The 15,597-nt window shown below is 66.7% G+C and carries 14 protein-coding genes; 11 read left to right on the forward strand and 3 right to left on the reverse strand.

Annotated elements, in window-relative coordinates; genetic code table 11:
• Positions 1–134: 134 nt before the first annotated feature.
• The 6 genes from HMP09_RS12705 to HMP09_RS12730 all read left to right on the forward strand — a co-directional run bounded on the left by HMP09_RS12705 (position 135) and on the right by HMP09_RS12730 (position 7,555).
• Positions 135–2,447, forward strand: a complete 2,313-nt coding sequence (locus HMP09_RS12705) for a DNA translocase FtsK (protein WP_176500656.1) — start codon at positions 135–137, stop codon at positions 2,445–2,447.
• Between the two features lie 224 nt (positions 2,448–2,671).
• On the forward strand, positions 2,672–4,057 hold the full coding sequence (locus tag HMP09_RS12710; protein ID WP_176501765.1) for a carbohydrate porin: 1,386 nt from the start codon (positions 2,672–2,674) through the stop codon (positions 4,055–4,057).
• A gap of 203 nt (positions 4,058–4,260) precedes the next feature.
• Entirely contained in the window at positions 4,261–4,890 is a 630-nt protein-coding gene (locus HMP09_RS12715) for a LolA family protein (protein ID WP_176500657.1), read from the forward strand.
• A gap of 330 nt (positions 4,891–5,220) precedes the next feature.
• On the forward strand, positions 5,221–6,003 hold the full coding sequence (locus tag HMP09_RS12720; protein ID WP_176500658.1) for an exodeoxyribonuclease III: 783 nt from the start codon (positions 5,221–5,223) through the stop codon (positions 6,001–6,003).
• On the forward strand, positions 6,000–7,043 hold the full coding sequence (gene ribA / locus HMP09_RS12725) for a GTP cyclohydrolase II (protein ID WP_176500659.1): 1,044 nt from the start codon (positions 6,000–6,002) through the stop codon (positions 7,041–7,043). The genes HMP09_RS12720 and ribA overlap by 4 nt, the downstream gene beginning before the upstream one ends.
• A gap of 32 nt (positions 7,044–7,075) precedes the next feature.
• Entirely contained in the window at positions 7,076–7,555 is a 480-nt protein-coding gene (locus HMP09_RS12730) for a YdcF family protein (RefSeq protein ID WP_176500660.1), read from the forward strand.
• A gap of 208 nt (positions 7,556–7,763) precedes the next feature.
• Here the strand turns inward: HMP09_RS12730 and HMP09_RS12735 are convergent, their stop codons facing one another.
• Positions 7,764–8,438, reverse strand: a complete 675-nt coding sequence (locus HMP09_RS12735; RefSeq protein ID WP_176500661.1) for an HAD family hydrolase — start codon at positions 8,436–8,438, stop codon at positions 7,764–7,766.
• Positions 8,435–9,106 (reverse strand): YggS family pyridoxal phosphate-dependent enzyme, encoded by a 672-nt coding sequence (locus HMP09_RS12740; protein WP_176500662.1) that lies wholly within the window; start codon positions 9,104–9,106, stop codon positions 8,435–8,437. The genes HMP09_RS12735 and HMP09_RS12740 overlap by 4 nt, the downstream gene beginning before the upstream one ends.
• 22 nt (positions 9,107–9,128) lie before the next feature.
• On the opposite strand from HMP09_RS12740, the gene HMP09_RS12745 reads away from it, so the two are divergent.
• Positions 9,129–9,647 carry a thiamine phosphate synthase gene (locus tag HMP09_RS12745; RefSeq protein ID WP_232090251.1) on the forward strand — a complete coding sequence of 173 codons (519 nt, stop codon included), beginning with the start codon at positions 9,129–9,131 and terminating at the stop codon, positions 9,645–9,647.
• Positions 9,648–9,849: 202 nt separating this feature from the next.
• Here the strand turns inward: HMP09_RS12745 and HMP09_RS12750 are convergent, their stop codons facing one another.
• A complete protein-coding gene (locus HMP09_RS12750; RefSeq protein ID WP_176500663.1) occupies positions 9,850–10,557 on the reverse strand; it encodes a hypothetical protein in 708 nt (235 codons plus the stop codon).
• Positions 10,558–10,861: 304 nt separating this feature from the next.
• Between HMP09_RS12750 and HMP09_RS12755 the strand changes: the two genes are divergently transcribed.
• The 4 genes from HMP09_RS12755 to holA are packed head-to-tail and all read left to right on the forward strand — an operon-like array spanning position 10,862 to position 15,453.
• Entirely contained in the window at positions 10,862–11,293 is a 432-nt protein-coding gene (locus HMP09_RS12755; RefSeq protein ID WP_056419732.1) for a DUF3576 domain-containing protein, read from the forward strand.
• 10 nt (positions 11,294–11,303) lie between these two features.
• Complete coding sequence (gene leuS / locus HMP09_RS12760) at positions 11,304–13,910, forward strand: leucine--tRNA ligase (RefSeq protein ID WP_176500664.1); 2,607 nt, start codon at positions 11,304–11,306, stop codon at positions 13,908–13,910.
• Positions 13,907–14,437 carry an LPS assembly lipoprotein LptE gene (lptE, locus tag HMP09_RS12765; protein ID WP_176500665.1) on the forward strand — a complete coding sequence of 177 codons (531 nt, stop codon included), beginning with the start codon at positions 13,907–13,909 and terminating at the stop codon, positions 14,435–14,437. Before leuS ends, lptE begins: the two co-directional genes overlap by 4 nt.
• Positions 14,434–15,453 carry a DNA polymerase III subunit delta gene (gene holA / locus HMP09_RS12770; RefSeq protein WP_176500666.1) on the forward strand — a complete coding sequence of 340 codons (1,020 nt, stop codon included), beginning with the start codon at positions 14,434–14,436 and terminating at the stop codon, positions 15,451–15,453. The genes lptE and holA overlap by 4 nt, the downstream gene beginning before the upstream one ends.
• Positions 15,454–15,597: the final 144 nt, after the last annotated feature.

Genomic DNA, 15,597 nt, shown 5'->3' on the forward strand with positions numbered 1-15,597 from the left:
GTATCCCGCCCGCCGGTCGCTGCCAACGACGATCCGGGCACAGCTTAACCCGTGTTGTCGCGTGGTTACCTTGACGTTGCGGCCGCCGGGCGCGATGAAAAGTCGGGTTTTCGTACATTGAAGGATTGAGGGTCATGGCCAGCCGCGCGCAGCCAGCCTTGTGGCGTGAGACGGTGAAGGCGGGTGCCGTCCGCAGCGGTGCGCTGATCGCGGCGATCGCGTTGTTCGTCGGCACGCTGCTGATGGCGCTGGCGCTGGCAAGCTATCACCCGAGCGACCCGGCGCTCAACACCGCGTCGGGCGGGTCGCCGGCCAATCTGATCGGGCCGCCGGGCGCGTGGTTCGCCGATATCGCGCTCACCCTGTTCGGGCCGGCGGTCGCGCTGATGCTGCCGATCGGACCCATCCTCGGCATGCGGCTATGGCGTGATGCGCCGCTCGGGCATTGGGTGCGGATGGTACGCGGCGCCGCGATCGGCGTCGCGCTGATGGCAAGTGCGCTGGCGTTCGTGTCGGGTAGCTCGGTGCTTGCCCTCCCTGCCGGCTGGGGCGGCGTGATCGGCCTGTCGGTCTCCAGCGCGGTGCACTGGGCGTTGCACTTCATCGGCCAGCCGGTCGCCGAGCTCTGGTCCGCCCGCGCGGTCGGGCTGGTCGCGGCGATCGCCGGCGCGATCGTCTGGGGCAAGAGCATCGAGATCGATCTCGGCGAGCGCAAATGGCGCTTTCCCCGCCGCAATCGCACCGAGGCGCTCGGCTATGACGGCTTTGCAGAGATCGACGAGGACGACGACGAGCCGCTGACCTTGACGCGCAAACCGGTCGAGCCGCGCGCGGTCGCCGAGCCGGACCCGCGCCCTGCCCCCGTCATCGCCGATCGCCAGAACGCGCCGTCGCAGGCCAAGCCCAAGGAGCGCCAGTCGTCGCTCGACCTGCGCGACAACTTCACGCTGCCGAGCCTCGACCTGCTGACACCCTCGCCGCCGAGCCAGGGCAATGTGATCGACAAGGCGGGCCTCGAGCGCAATGCGCGGCTGCTGGAGAACGTCCTAGACGATTTCCACGTGAAGGGATCGATCATCGAGGTGCGGCCCGGCCCGGTAGTGACGATGTACGAGCTGGAGCCCGCGCCTGGCATCAAGGCGAGCCGCGTGATCGCGCTGGCCGACGATATCGCGCGCAACATGTCCGCGATCTCCGCGCGCGTCGCGGTGATCCCGGGGCGCAACGTGATCGGCATCGAGCTGCCGAATGCGCGGCGCGAGGCGGTTTCGCTGCATGAGCTCGTCGGCAGCCAGACGTTCGAGGACCAGTCGGCGCAATTGCCGATCATCCTCGGCAAGAACATCGCGGGCGATTCGGTGATCGCCGATCTCGCGCCGATGCCGCATCTGCTGGTCGCGGGCACCACCGGCTCGGGCAAGTCGGTCGGGCTGAACAGCATGATCCTGTCGCTGTTGTACAAGCTGACACCGAACCAGTGCCGGATGATCATGATCGATCCGAAGATGCTCGAGCTGAGCATGTATGACGACATCCCGCACCTGTTGTCACCGGTCGTCACCGATCCGGCCAAGGCGGTGCGCGCGCTGAAATGGGCGGTCGAGACGATGGAGGATCGCTATCGCCAGATGTCCTCCGTGGGCGTGCGCAGCCTCGCCGGTTTCAATGACAAGGTGCGTGGCGCCAAGGCGAAGGGGCAGCCGCTCGGGCGGAAGGTGCAGACGGGGTACCACCCCGACACCGGCGCACCGATGTACGAGGAGGAGAAGCTCGAATACGACGTGCTGCCGCAGATCGTCGTGATCGTCGACGAGCTGGCCGATCTGATGATGACCGCGGGCAAGGAGGTCGAATTCCTGATCCAGCGGCTCGCGCAGAAGGCGCGTGCGGCGGGCATCCATTTGATCATGGCGACGCAGCGGCCGTCGGTCGATGTCATCACCGGCGTCATCAAGGCCAATCTGCCGACTCGCATCAGCTTCCACGTCACGTCGAAGATCGATTCGCGCACCATCCTGGGCGAACAGGGTGCAGAGCAGCTGCTGGGCAAGGGCGACATGCTCTACATGCCGGGCGGCAAGGGCATCGTCCGCGTCCACGGGCCGTTCGTCACCGATGACGAAGTGCGGCTGGTGGCGGATCACTGGCGCTCGCAGGGGCTGCCCGACTACATCTCGTCGGTGACCGAAGAGCCCGAGGAGAGCTTCGCGCTGGAGGGTTCACCGACCGGCGAGGATTCGGCGGAAGACCAGCAATATCGCCAGGCGATCCAGCTGGTATGCGAGTCGCAGAAAGCGTCGACCTCGTGGCTGCAGCGGCAGTTGCGGATCGGCTACAACTCGGCCGCGCGGTTGATCGAGCGGATGGAGAAGGACGGCATCGTCGGTCGGCCCGATCATGTCGGGCGGCGCGAGGTGCTGCGCGATACGGAGGGGCATGCGATCTGAGGGTGGGCGTCGCTCGTTCAGTTCCTCGAGATACCCGCATTGTTCCCCCGCGAACGCGGGGGGCCAGGAGCCACTGACGCTATCGTCTGGAACCCTGGGCTCCCGCGTTCGCGGGAGAACGAGGAGGTCATCGCTCGTTGCGCCAAGCCGATTTCGACAAGGGTTTCGGACGATCGAGGCGCGGTCTACGGGGGAACACAAGTTACGGACGACAGGTGGAATTAATGCAGTATCGGCGGTTAGGCGTGGCGGCGTTGGCGCTCGCGATATCGGGGCAGGTCTCGGCGCAGGACACCGCCAAGCAGACCCCCGGCAGCACCGCCACCGACACGCAGCACCGTCCCCGTTCGGGCGTTCGCCGCGACAGCGATCTGTCTCCGTCGGCGCTGACCGCGGATACGCGGCGCACCCCGCCGCCCGGGCTGTTCGCCGACTGGTTCGATATCCGTAAAAAATTGGCGGATCGCGGCATTGGGCTCAGCGCGCGCTATGCCTCGGAAAGCGGTTATAATTTTTCCGGTGGGGACCGGAAATTGCTCCGTGAGACCGGCCAGTTCGACGTCGGCATGTTGCTCGATCTCGACAAGGTCGTCGGACTTCAAGGCGGCGCGTTCCAGGTGACCGTCACCTATCGCCGGGGCCGCGATCTCGGCGCCGACGCGAATCTGGGCGTGCTGCAACAGGTGCAGGAGGTCTATGGCCGCGGCCAGACGCTGCGCCTCACGCAGTTCTGGTACGAGCAGACGCTGGGCGAGAAACTCGAGCTCAAGATCGGACGCACCAATCCCGGCGAGGATTTCGCGGTCTTCTCCTGCTATTTCCAGAATCTCAGCTTCTGCGGGGCGCAGCCGGGCAATCTGGTCGGCGATTACTGGCAGAACTGGCCGGTCGGGCAATGGGGGGTGCGGCTGCGTTACGACGTCAATGACCATGTCACGGTGAAGACCGCGGCGTATGAGGTGAACCCGCGCAACCTGGAGAAGGACTTCGTGATCGGCCGGTTCCACGGTGCGACCGGCGCGCTGATCCCGGTCGAGGCCGAATGGCGGCGCGGCGACGACGATGGCCGGGTCGGCGCGTACAAGGTCGGCGGCTGGGTCAACACGTCGAACGGCGACGACGTGTTCTACGACGTGAACCGCCAGCCGATCGCGATCACGGGACTCGCTCCGCTCCGCCGCAGCGCGCGCTACGGCGTGTATTTCAACGTGCAGCAGCAGATCACCGGCACATCGAAAGACGGCAAGTCGGTGACCGGGCTCAGCGTGTTCCTCAACGCGACCCAGGCTGACCGCGCGACCTCGACCACCGACAACCAGATCGCCGCGGGGCTGTTCTACAAGGGGCTGGTGCCGTGGCGGCCGAACGACATCCTCGGCTTCGGCGTGGCCCGGACCAACGTGAACGGACGCCTCGCCAAGGGCCAGGCACTCGATCCCACCCGGCCCGCCGTGCAGGATGCGGAATACGCGTCGGAGATTTATTACAGCGTGCATCCGACCAGGTGGCTGGAATTGCGGCCGAACGTGCAGTTCATCCACAATCCGGGCGGCGTGCATGACGCCCGCGATGTCGGGGTGCTCGGGTTGAAGGGTGCGATTACGCTGTAGGGGAGTCGGTCTTTCCTCTTCCGTCATCCTGACGAAAGTCAGGATTCGGAGTAATATCCGCCGCGCTGCTTGATCCTGGATCCTGACTTTCGTCAGGATGACGGGGACTGTGACGGCGGACGAGCATTCCCACTGAAGTCACGCCGAATTCAGTGGCGGTTCAACCGCGGGGCGGCAATTGTCCGCGCTCCAAGGAGATTTCGATGTTCAATACCCGCCCCGCGGTGATCGCGACGATCGCCGCTCTCTCGGTTGCCGCACTACCCGCGCCGATCGCCGCACAGGCCACCGGCGATCTAGCCGCCGTGCAGAAGCACCTCCAGTCGGTCGAAACGATGACAGCCAGTTTCTCGCAGGCGGATCGCAACGGCAAGGTCCTGACCGGCGTGCTGACGCTGAAGAAGCCCGGCAAGCTGCGTTTCCAATATGAGAAGGGCGTGCCGATCCTGATCGTCGCGGAGGGCGGCGCGCTGACCTTCATCGATTATTCGGTGAAGCAGGTGCAGCGCTGGCCGATCAAGAACTCGCCGCTGGGGGTGCTGCTCGATCCGACGCGCGACATCACGCGCTATGCCAAGCTCGTCCCCGGCTATGACCAGCGAATCGTGTCGGTCGAGGCGAACGATCCCAAGCACCCCGAATATGGCCGGATCACTTTGGTGTTCGTGCGCAACGCGGGCGCGCCGGGCGGGCTGATGCTGCAGGGCTGGGTCGCGCTCGACAGCCAGAACAACCGCACGACGATCCGCCTGACCAACCAGAAGTTCGGCGAAGCGGTCAGCGACAACACCTTCCGCTGGAACGATCCGCGCCGCACGGGTGGAAGAAAGTAACAAAACTTTCGCGTCATTCATGCAAGCGACAGGTTGCGATCCCTAGAGAGTGGCTCGCGGATGTGAGGCATTCGGGATTTTTCCCCCTGTTGCCCGGATGGTTTCCCCATATCTTGCCTGCGTGACGAACGCTGAGTTGGCCCTCGCTCCATGCCCCCGGAGCGAGGGTCTTTCGCGTAGAGCGGCAAGCAAACGCATTTTGCGAGACTCGCTCAAGCGCGGCCGGCGGGCAAAGCCCGTCCGACGACAGCGGCTTTGCCGATAGCATAGCTAGTTAGAAGCCCACGCCCCTTCCTTGTCCCCACCCCCACGCGACGCTACATCGCGGCGGTGAAGATCGTCTCCTGGAACATCAACTCGGTCCGTTTCCGGATCGCCATCGTCGAGCAGTTCCTGCGTGACGAACACCCCGACATCCTGTGCCTGCAGGAAACCAAGGTCATCGACGGCGACTTCCCGTTGGAAGCGTTCCGCGCGCTCGGCTACGAGCACATCGTCCTGCACGGCCAGCGCATGCACCACGGCGTCGCGATCCTGAGCCGAGTCCCGATCGTGGAGGACGACCGATTCGACTGGCAGGCGAACAGCGAGGCGCGCCACATCGGCGTCCGCCTCGAGAACGGCGTACGGCTCGAGAACGTCTACGTCCCGGCGGGCGGCGACGTGCCCGACCGCGCGGTGAACCCGAAGTTCGGCCAGAAGCTCGATTTCATCGACCGCATGACGACCTGGTCGGAGACACTTCCCGGCCCGACGATCCTGGTCGGCGACTTCAACATCGCCCCGCTCGAATCGGACGTCTGGAGCCACAAGCAGCTGCTCGACGTCGTCAGCCACACCCCGATCGAGGTCGACGCGCTCGCCAAGTTGCAGGCAGCGGGCGACTGGGTCGATCTCGGCCGCCGCTTCCACCCCGCCCCCGCCCGCCTGTTCACGTGGTGGAGCTACCGCGCAAAGGACTGGGCGGCATCGGACCGCGGGCGGCGGCTCGATCACATGTGGGCGACCGGTGCGGCGGCCGAAGCGGCGGTGTCGCACCACGTCTACGAACGCTGCCGGAGTTGGCTGAAGCCCTCCGACCACGTCCCGATCATGACCGAGTTCGCGTTTTGAATCCGCGCGCGGCGGCCCGCGCTGTCGATGCGTTGCGACGCGGCTGGCCGATCGCGATCGACGGGCTCGTGCTCCTCGCGGTCGAAACGGCGGACGCGGAGCGACTGGCGGCGTTCGATCCCGAAGCGAATGGCGGTGTGCTGATCTCGTCAGGCCGCGCGGCAACGTTGAAGCTTGCGAACCAGCTTGCGGCGGCGGATCCGACCGAGCCGGTGCTCGTCGATCGCGCGCCCTGGATCGATTTCGCCGCCGCGACCGCGCTGGCCGATCCGCAGTTCGATCTGGCCACTCCGCTCAAGGGTCCGTTCCGCACGCTCCCGGTGACCGATCCCGACGCCGCGGCTGCGGCCTTGCGCCTTGCGAGGATTGCCGGACTCCTGCCTGCCTTCTTCCTCGGCACCGGCGAACCCGAAGTCCGCATAAGCACCGCAGACATAGACGCGCACGAAGACGCGACGCGGCTGACCCTCGCAACCCGCGCGCGCCTCCCGGTAGAGGGTGCGGAGGACGCCGAGATCGTCGCATTCCGCAGCCCCGAAAGCGCGGACGAGCATATCGCGCTGCTGATCGGCCAGCCCAATGGCCAGCCCCCACTGGTCCGCCTGCACAGCGAATGCCTAACGGGCGACGTGCTTGGCAGCCTTAAATGCGATTGCGGGCCGCAGTTGCATGCCGCGATCCACGCGATCCGACATAGCGGCTGGGGTATCCTGCTCTATCTTCGCCAGGAGGGGCGCGGGATCGGACTGGTCAACAAGCTGCGCGCCTATGCATTGCAGGACCAGGGTTTCGATACGGTCGACGCGAACACGCGGCTTGGCTTCGCCGTCGATGCGCGCGATTTCGGGGTGGCGGCGCGGATGCTGACGTTGCTCGGGCAGCGCGAAATTCGGTTGCTGACGAACAATCCGGCGAAAGTAGCGGGGCTCGAGGCCGCGGGCGTGACGGTGATCGAGCGTGTGCCGCACTTCCTCCCATCCAACCCGCACAATGCGCAGTATCTCGCGACCAAGCGCGACCGCACGGGGCACCAGTTCTGACCGATATCCCGCCCTCCCGCCGCCTGATCGTCGTGTTCGGTGCGGCCGTTCGTCCCGATGGCAGCCCGAGCCCGACCCTGGCCCGCCGCATCGCGTTCGCCGCTGCGGCGGCCGCGCGCTACGTCGATGCGGACCTGTTCTGCTCGGGTGCCAAGGGGACCCACGGGCCTTCGGAAGCGTCCGTGATGGCCGACGTGCTGGCCGAGACGGTCGACCGCTCGCGTATCCATCTCGACGAAGCGAGCGTGGATACGTTGCAGAGCGTCGTGGCAGCGACCGCATTCGCGCGTGCGGGCGAGTATGCGCAGTGCATGATCTGCACCGACGCCTATCACCAGCCGCGCATCCGCATGCTGTTCGCGATGCTCGGCATGCCGGCGAGCGCGATCCACGTGCCGCATGGCGGGAGCCGACGGTACCAACTCAAGATGCGGACGCGCGAGGCCGCGGCGATCCCCTATGATCTGGTGGCAGGGGTTGGTGCGATCTGGCGGCGGAAGCGGGGCAACTAGTCGCCGCGGACGCATTGAGTTTACGTATTCCTCGAGCGGGCACCTCCCCGGCGAAGGCCGGGGTCCAGTTGGGAAGGCCGATGTAACGAAGGTCCATCTGCCGTTATTGCCGTTCCCCAACTGGACCCCGGCCTTCGCCGGGGGGGATGTAGCTATCGGAACGGAATACTGGCTGGCTTGTCCCTGACTTCAAGAACCGGGATCCAGCTTATCCGATCAACCGCGCGACGTCCTCGAAACTCTCCGCCAGCGCATCCACACCGATCGCCTTGAGCCGCGCACCATGCTCGGCGTTGCAGTGCGATCCAGCAGACAAGCCAATGACATACCCCCCCGAGGCAACCGCGCCGGTCGCCCCCACCGGCGAGTCCTCAAGGATCGCCGTCCGCGCGATATCGACGCCAAGTTGCCGCGCCCCGAACAGGTACAGGTCGGGTGCGGGCTTGCCGTTCGTGACGTGTTCGCTGCCGCTGTAGAGGTGGTCGCCGAACGCATCGCGCAGGCCGATATGCTCCAGATGCCGCGCGATCCAGCTGACCGGGCTCGACGAGACGATCGCCTTGGGCAGGTCCGCCGGGAGCGAGCGGACGAACGCCACCGCGCCCTCGATCGCGTCGACGCCCGCGGCCATGACGCGGTCGTCCTCGGCCTTGCGCGCGGCGTAGAAGTCATCGGGGAGTGGCCGGTCTATCCAGCGCTCGATCGCGTCGATGAACTGCGGCCCGGCAAGCCCCATGAAGTTCGCCATCGACTCGTCGGCAGTGGTCGGATGCCCGGCGGCGGTGAGCCATTCGGCGATGTGTCGGTTGCCGACGGCTTCGCTGTCGATCAGCACCCCGTCGAAGTCGAACAGCAACGCGTCAAACCGTACCGCAATGCTCATGCGCCGGTCCCCCGCGCGCCGAATAACGCGCTACCGATCCGAACGTGAGTCGCGCCGATCGTCACCGCGGTCTCGAAATCGTCCGACATGCCCATGCTGAGCCCGGTCAGCTCATGATCGCGCGCAAGCTGCGCCAACAGCGCGAAATACGGCGCCGGCTCGATATCGGCGGGGGGCAGGCACATCAGCCCCGCGATCGGCAAGCCGGCGGCGCGGGCCTGTTCCACCAGCGCAGGCAGGTCCGCGATCGCGCAGCCACCCTTTTGCGGTTCGTCGCCTATGTTGACCTGGAGGAAGCAGTCCGGCCGGCGATCGCCTGCCGCCATCGCCTTGCCCAGCGCCTCGACCAGCGACGGGCGATCGACCGCGTGGATGCAATCGAACAGCGCCACCGCCTCGGCCGCCTTGTTCGACTGGAGCTGGCCAATCAGGTGGAGTTCGACGTCGGGATATGTCTCGCGCAACGCCGGCCATTTCTCCGCCGTCTCCTGAACGCGGTTTTCGCCGAACACGCGCTGGCCTTGTTCGAGCAGCGGCGCGATCGCGGCGGCGGGGTGCGTCTTGGAGACCGCGATCAGCGTCACGTCTTCCGCGCGGCGATCGGCGATGTCGGCGGCCTTGGCGATCCGGGTGCGGATGGACTCGAGCGGCGTGGTGTCAGATGTCATGGCCCGCGCTATAGGCAGCGCCGTGTCGGATCGAAAGCCCATCCCCGAGCGCTGGTTGATGACCGACGAGCGGATGGGCGACGCCTTGTGGCCTGCGCTCCGGCGATTGCCGCCCGGATCGGGCGTGGTGTTTCGCCATTACGCCACACCGGCGGCGGCGCGACGCGTGCTGTTGCGGCGAGTGCGACGGCTGGCGCACGCACGGCGGCTGGTGCTGGTGGTGGCCGGGACCTCCGCGATTCGCACCGATGGCGTTCATGGTGGCGCACGCGCGGGCGGAATCAGGACTTGGCCGGCGCATTGCCGGGGCGAGGCCTTGGCAGGCCAGCGCGCGGGGGCCGATGCGCTGTTCGTTTCGCCGGTCTACGCCACGCGGTCGCATGAGGATGCGGCCGGATCGGGCCCGGCGCGGAGTATGCGGATCGCGCGCGGACTTGGCGTGAAGGTCGTTGCGCTGGGCGGTATGAATGAAGTGCGGTGGCGACGAATACGCCGGTTCGGGTTCCACGGCTGGGCCGCGATCGATGCGTGGATGCGCTAGGGTCGCGCGCGACCATCGCCGGCTAGCGGCGAGCGCCCCTTCCGTCATCGCAGCGCGAGCTGGGATGTCTTGGCTTGGCGGGTGTCACGCGCTGCGAGGGATACCCCAGCTTCCGCTGGGGTGATGGGTCAGCGTGGCGCGGGGCATCGGTCTGCGGTCGGCAACTGGCCGGGATGCGTTCAGCGAGCCGTCGTCACAGCACTTAGAAGCGGAAGGCAGTGCCCAGATACACGGCCTGGCTGTCGCGACGGTCGTCATCGACCTTCACGAAGCGCTCACGATCCGACCGATACCGCACGCCCGCCGTCACCGCGAGGCTACGCGTCAACGCGTAGGACCCGCCAAGATCGACCGAATAGCTCGGCGCGTCTTCGACAAGCCGCGGCGCATTCGACAGCGGACGATCCGCCGCAGCCTTCACCGTGCCGCTGAACCGCTTGGCGCTATAGCTCACTGCAAGGTCAGCCGCTTCGCGCCCACCGGGCATTGCGCCGAGATCGAGCTTGTTCACGTCGCCCGAGATCGCGAACCGCTTCCAGCCCACCGACATGCCAAGGTTATACGCGATCGGCGCGATGCCGACGGTCGGCGTGGTCGAGGCCAGGCTGGCGGTGTTCGCGACACTGCGATTGGTCTGCGCACGGACCGCGACGGTCACGGCGCGATTGTCCTGCCGCGTTTCGGCAGGCGTAAAGCGGAAGCTGCCGGCGTCGAAGCCACCGCGCGCGAACATCGCGGCAAGGCGGGGGTCGGCAGCGGCCGGCGTGAACGATCCGATACCGCGAACCGCGGCGACGTTATGCTTGGCGATCCGGGCAGGCTGTTCGCTGGCGCCGAAGGCGGGCGCGACGATTGCAGCGGTGGCGACAAGCGCCCCGGCAACCACCCCGAAAATTCCCCCACGCGTCATCACAACGAATATGTCCTTCGAATCCCGTGATCGGATCCTGTTAAACCGCATCTAACATGAATTGATCCGTAGCAAAGGCCGCAGACCGGCCCATTCCCACCCTTCGTCGCCGAATTGTACGACAGTGTTGCAATCAGCACACATGTCGGCCCGATAGCGCTACCGGATCGGCCCCAGTTCCGGATGCGCCAACCCCCGCGACGATGAGCGCGCCGATACGCGCGCCACGCATGCGGGCGTCTGCTTGCGGGCGCGCGGGCACGCCTGTAGAGCAAGGGCTGATTTTCTTGCCAGGATGATGCCCATGTTCCGCCGCTCGCGTATCGCAGTCGTGCTGTTTGCCCTGCCCCTCGTCGCTTGCGGCGGCGGTTCGGCGCGTCCCAAGGCGGATCTCGCCGCATCGAAAATCACGACGATCGGCGTCAACAGCTATCTGTGGCGCGCGAGCCTCGACACGCTTGGCTTCATGCCGCTGCTCCAGACCGACTCCAACGGCGGCGTGATTGTCACCGACTGGTACACCAACCCGCAGACCCCGACCGAGCGCATGAAGGTGACCGTGTCGATCCTCGACCAGGATCTGCGCGCCGATGCGCTGCGCGTCGCGGCCCTTCGCGAAGTCAATCGCAACGGCCAGTGGGTGTCGTCGCCGGTCCAGGCCGCAACCACGCAGAAGCTCGAGGATATCATCCTGACCAAGGCCCGCGACCTGCGCCGCGCCTCGATCGCGGGCTGAGGACCAAATAATGGCGTCGCGTTTCAATGCGTTGAAGGCGGACGCGGCGTGGCAGAAAGTCTGGGACGAGCGCAAGACGTTCGCCGCCGACGACCTGTCGACCAAGCCGCGTTCGTACGTGCTCGAGATGTTCCCCTATCCGTCGGGGCGCATCCATATGGGGCATGTCCGGAACTACACGATGGGCGACGTGCTCGCGCGGTTCCGTCGGATGAAGGGCATGGAAGTGCTCCATCCGATGGGCTGGGATGCGTTCGGCATGCCCGCCGAGAATGCGGCGATGGAAAAGGGCGTGCATCCGGGCAATTGGACGCGCGCCAACATCGCGACGATGAAGGCGCAGCTGAAGCGGCTCGGCTTCGCGCTCGACTGGACGCGGGAACTGGCGACGTGCGAGCCTGAGTATTACGGGCATGAGCAGGCGCTGTTCCTCGACCTGTTCGCGGCGGGGCTCGTCTATCGCAAGGAATCCGCGGTCAACTGGGATCCGGTCGACATGACCGTGCTCGCCAACGAGCAGGTGATCGACGGGCGCGGCTGGCGCTCGGGTGCGCTGGTCGAGCGTCGGAAACTGTCGCAGTGGTTCCTGAAGATCACCGACTTCGCCGACGAGCTGGTCGACGGGCTGGGCGCGCTCGAGCATTGGCCCGACAAGGTCAAGCTGATGCAGGAGAACTGGATCGGCCGCAGCCAGGGGTTGCAGTTCGAGTTCGCGCTGGCTTCCCCCCTCCCGCTTGCGGGAGGGGTCGGGGGAGGGCCTGACACGACCGCGACGACGGCGATTGGGGAGGCCTCCCCTCCCCTGACCCCTCCCGCAAGCGGGAGGGGAATAGAGTCGGTCGAGGTGTTCACGACGCGGCCCGACACGATGTTCGGATCGAGCTTCGTCGCGGTCGCGGCCGACCATCCGATCGCGCGCGCGATCGCCGAGACGAACCCCGACGCAGCCGCCTTTATCGAGCTGTGCAAGCGTGGCGGCACCACCGCGGCAGAGCTCGACACGCAGGAGAAGCTGGGCTTCGACACCGGTATCCGCGCGACGCATCCGCTCGACACGACGTGGGAACTCCCCGTCTACATCGCGAATTTCGTGCTGATGGAATATGGCACGGGCGCGGTGTTCGGCGTGCCCGCGCATGACCAGCGCGATCTCGATTTCGCGCGCAAATACGACCTGCCCGTCAAGCGTGTCGTCTCCGAAGGCGATGACGTAGCCCCCGTATTCGTCGGCGACACCGCCTGGATCGGCGCGGGCACGATCGTGAACTCGCATTTCCTCGACGGCATGGACATCGAGGACGCCAATCGCGTCGTGATCGAACGCGCCGAGGGCGAAGGCTGGGGCAAGGGCACGACCGTGTTCCGCCTGCGCGACTGGGGCGTCAGCCGCCAGCGTTATTGGGGCACGCCGATCCCGATCATCCACTGCGACACGTGCGGCGCGGTGCCGGTGCCCAAGGACCAGTTGCCGATCGTCCTGCCCGAGGACGTCAGCTTCGACATCCCCGGCAACCCGCTCGATCGCCATCCGACCTGGAAGCACGTCGCCTGCCCGTCGTGCGGCGCGGACGCGCGGCGCGAGACCGATACTCTCGACACGTTCGTCGATTCGTCGTGGTATTTCATCCGCTTCGCCAGCCAGCCCGACGCCAAGCCGTTCGACCGGACGGACGCGGAGAAGTGGTTGCCGGTCAACCAGTATATCGGCGGCGTCGAGCATGCGATCCTGCATCTGCTCTACGCGCGCTTCTGGACGCGTGCGCTCAAGCATATCGGGATGCTCGACATCGCCGAGCCGTTCGCCGGGCTGTTCACGCAAGGCATGGTCACGCACGAGACGTACAAGTCCGCGGACGGTCGCTGGCTTGGCCCCAATGACGTGCGCGACGGCATCGAAATCGCGACCGGTGACGCCATCACCGTCGGTCGCGTCGAAAAGATGTCGAAGTCGAAGAAGAACACGGTCGATCCCGAGCCGATCGTCGACCAGTACGGCGCCGACGCGGTGCGCTGGTTCGTCCTCTCCGACTCTCCACCCGAGCGCGATCTGCCCTGGAGCGAATCCGGCATCGAAGGCGCTTGGCGGTTCGTCCAGCGTCTCTGGCGCCTGATCGAGTCGGACGATGCGGCGAAGGCCGAAGGTGAGGACATCGCGTTGCGCAAACTGTGCCACCGGACGACGGTGGGTATCGAGAGCGATATCAACGCCTTGCAGTTCAACAAGGCGGTCGCGCGGCTCTATTCGTTGTGCAGCGCGATCGAGAAGGCGGCACCCTCCGCGGATCGCGAAGAGGCGGTGCGCACGCTGCTGCTGCTTGTCAGCCCGATGGTCCCGCACGTCGCCGAGGAAGCCTGGGCGACCGCGGGGAATGACGGCCTGATCGCCGACGCCGCCTGGCCGATCGTCGATCCGGCGATGCTGGTCGACGACGAGGTGACCATTGCGGTGCAGGTCAACGGTAAGCTCCGCGATACGCTGGTGTTCCCCAAGGGCGCGCCGAAGGACGAGGTCGAGGCCGCCGCGCTCGCCTCTGAAAAGATCGTCCGCCTGCTCGAGGGCAAAGCGCCCCGGAAAGTGATCGTCGTGCCCGACCGTCTCGTGAACATCGTCGCATGAAGCGGCTGGCGATCCTCGGCGCGCTGGCGCTGGCACCTTTATTGTCCGGCTGCGGGCTGCATCCGCTCTATGCGGGCGGCAGCAGTGGTCCGGTCGCAGGCGCGCTTGGCCAGGTCGAGATCGCGCCGATCGCGGGCAAGAATGGCTGGCTGATGGCGACCGCGCTGCGCGACCGACTGCCGTCGAACGGCGCGCCGGCGATGTACCGGATCGATATCCGCCTCGACGACCAGATCAGCGGGCTGGGCGTGCGGACCGACGACAGCGTCTCGCGCGAACGGCGGACGCTGCGCGCGCGGTATCAGTTGGTACGGATCGGCGACAATTCGGTGTTGCTCGATGCGACTGCGGGATCGGATGCCGGCATCGATGTGGTGCGTTCGGAATATGCCACGATCGCGGCTGAGAATACCGCGCTCGAACGGCTGTCGGCGATCGTTGCGGACCAGATCGTCGCGCGCATCGCGCTGTACGCGCGCAATACGCCTGCCGTTGCCGCGGCGCAGGGCCCCGCACCGGCGAAGTGAAGGCGTCCGCTGGCCAGATTCGCGGTGCGCTGGCCAAACCGGGTGCGGAGATCCGCCTGTACCTGCTGCACGGGCCCGACGAGGCCGGCGCGAGCGACCTGGCGCGCCTGCTGGCCAAGGCGATGGGGGCGGATGCCGAGCGCATCGATCTCGACGGTGCGACGCTCAAGAGTGATCCCGGCCGGCTGACCGACGAGGCCGCGTCGCTGTCGCTGTTCGCGGGGGCGCGGTTCGTCCGCGTCGCGTCGGCGGGCGAGGAAAGCCTCGAGGCGTTCGCCAATCTGTTGGCCGCGGAGCGTGTCGGCAATCCGGTCGTCGCGATCGCGCCAACGGTCAAGTCGACCGCGAAGATCGTCAAGCTCGCGATCGACTCGCCGCGCGCGATGGCGTTCGCCTGCTACGCCCCCACCGCGCAGGATGCCGAACGGCTGGCGACGACGATCGCGAGCGAGAACGGCCTGCGCCCTGCCCCCGGCGTCGCGCGACGGCTGGTCGACACGACCGGCGGGGATCGCGCGGTCATTTCACGCGAGATCGAGAAGCTCGCGCTCTACCTCGACGCCGCGCCCGATCGGCCGGCGGACCTCGATCATCACGCGCTCGACGCGGTCGGTGCCGACCTGGGCGATGCGGAGATGAGTCGCGCGATCGATGCGGTGATCGAGGGACGCGTCGACGATCTCGGCGCCGAGCTGGCTGTGCTCGAAGAGGCGGGGACGTCGCCTATCCCGTGGCTGCGCCAACTCGTCCGCCGCCTGATCGCGCTGGCCGACATGCGCGGCGAGATCGACCGCGGGGAGTCGGTCGATGCGGTGATGAAGCGCCACCGTGTGTTCTTCAAGGAGGAGGCAAGCACCGCACGCTCACTGCGCCGCTGGACGCCCGTCATGCTCGCGACCGCGATCCAGAGGGTCCGGACCGCCGAGCGCGCGATCATGGCCTCGGGGAATGCCGGCGGGGTGGTCGCCGAGGCTGCCGTCGTCGCGCTGTCTCAGGCGATCGCGCGGCGGAAGTAAGTTTCGGCCCACGCCGGAATAGGTTGGTATGCTCCCTATCCCACAACGTCGTCATTCCCGCGCAGGCGGGAACCCATACTGGCAAGCTTAGCCCTGGGGTCGCAAACCGTAGAGGATATGGATCCCCGCCTGCGCGGGGATGAC

This window comes from Sphingomonas sp. HMP9, from assembly GCF_013374115.1.
GTDB lineage: Bacteria > Pseudomonadota > Alphaproteobacteria > Sphingomonadales > Sphingomonadaceae > Sphingomonas.

What these genes read in the sequence shown, in the direction of transcription:
- leuS (WP_176500664.1), top strand. Translation starts at nt 11,304, where the DNA reads ATGGCGTCGCGTTTCAATGCGTTGAAGGCGGACGCGGCGTGGCAGAAA.
- HMP09_RS12740 (WP_176500662.1), bottom strand. Translation starts at nt 9,106, where the DNA reads ATGACATCTGACACCACGCCGCTCGAGTCCATCCGCACCCGGATCGCC.
- HMP09_RS12715 (WP_176500657.1), top strand. Translation starts at nt 4,261, where the DNA reads ATGTTCAATACCCGCCCCGCGGTGATCGCGACGATCGCCGCTCTCTCG.
- lptE (WP_176500665.1), top strand. Translation starts at nt 13,907, where the DNA reads ATGAAGCGGCTGGCGATCCTCGGCGCGCTGGCGCTGGCACCTTTATTG.
- HMP09_RS12705 (WP_176500656.1), top strand. Translation starts at nt 135, where the DNA reads ATGGCCAGCCGCGCGCAGCCAGCCTTGTGGCGTGAGACGGTGAAGGCG.
- HMP09_RS12750 (WP_176500663.1), bottom strand. Translation starts at nt 10,557, where the DNA reads ATGACGCGTGGGGGAATTTTCGGGGTGGTTGCCGGGGCGCTTGTCGCC.
- HMP09_RS12755 (WP_056419732.1), top strand. Translation starts at nt 10,862, where the DNA reads ATGTTCCGCCGCTCGCGTATCGCAGTCGTGCTGTTTGCCCTGCCCCTC.
- HMP09_RS12710 (WP_176501765.1), top strand. Translation starts at nt 2,672, where the DNA reads ATGCAGTATCGGCGGTTAGGCGTGGCGGCGTTGGCGCTCGCGATATCG.
- HMP09_RS12735 (WP_176500661.1), bottom strand. Translation starts at nt 8,438, where the DNA reads ATGAGCATTGCGGTACGGTTTGACGCGTTGCTGTTCGACTTCGACGGG.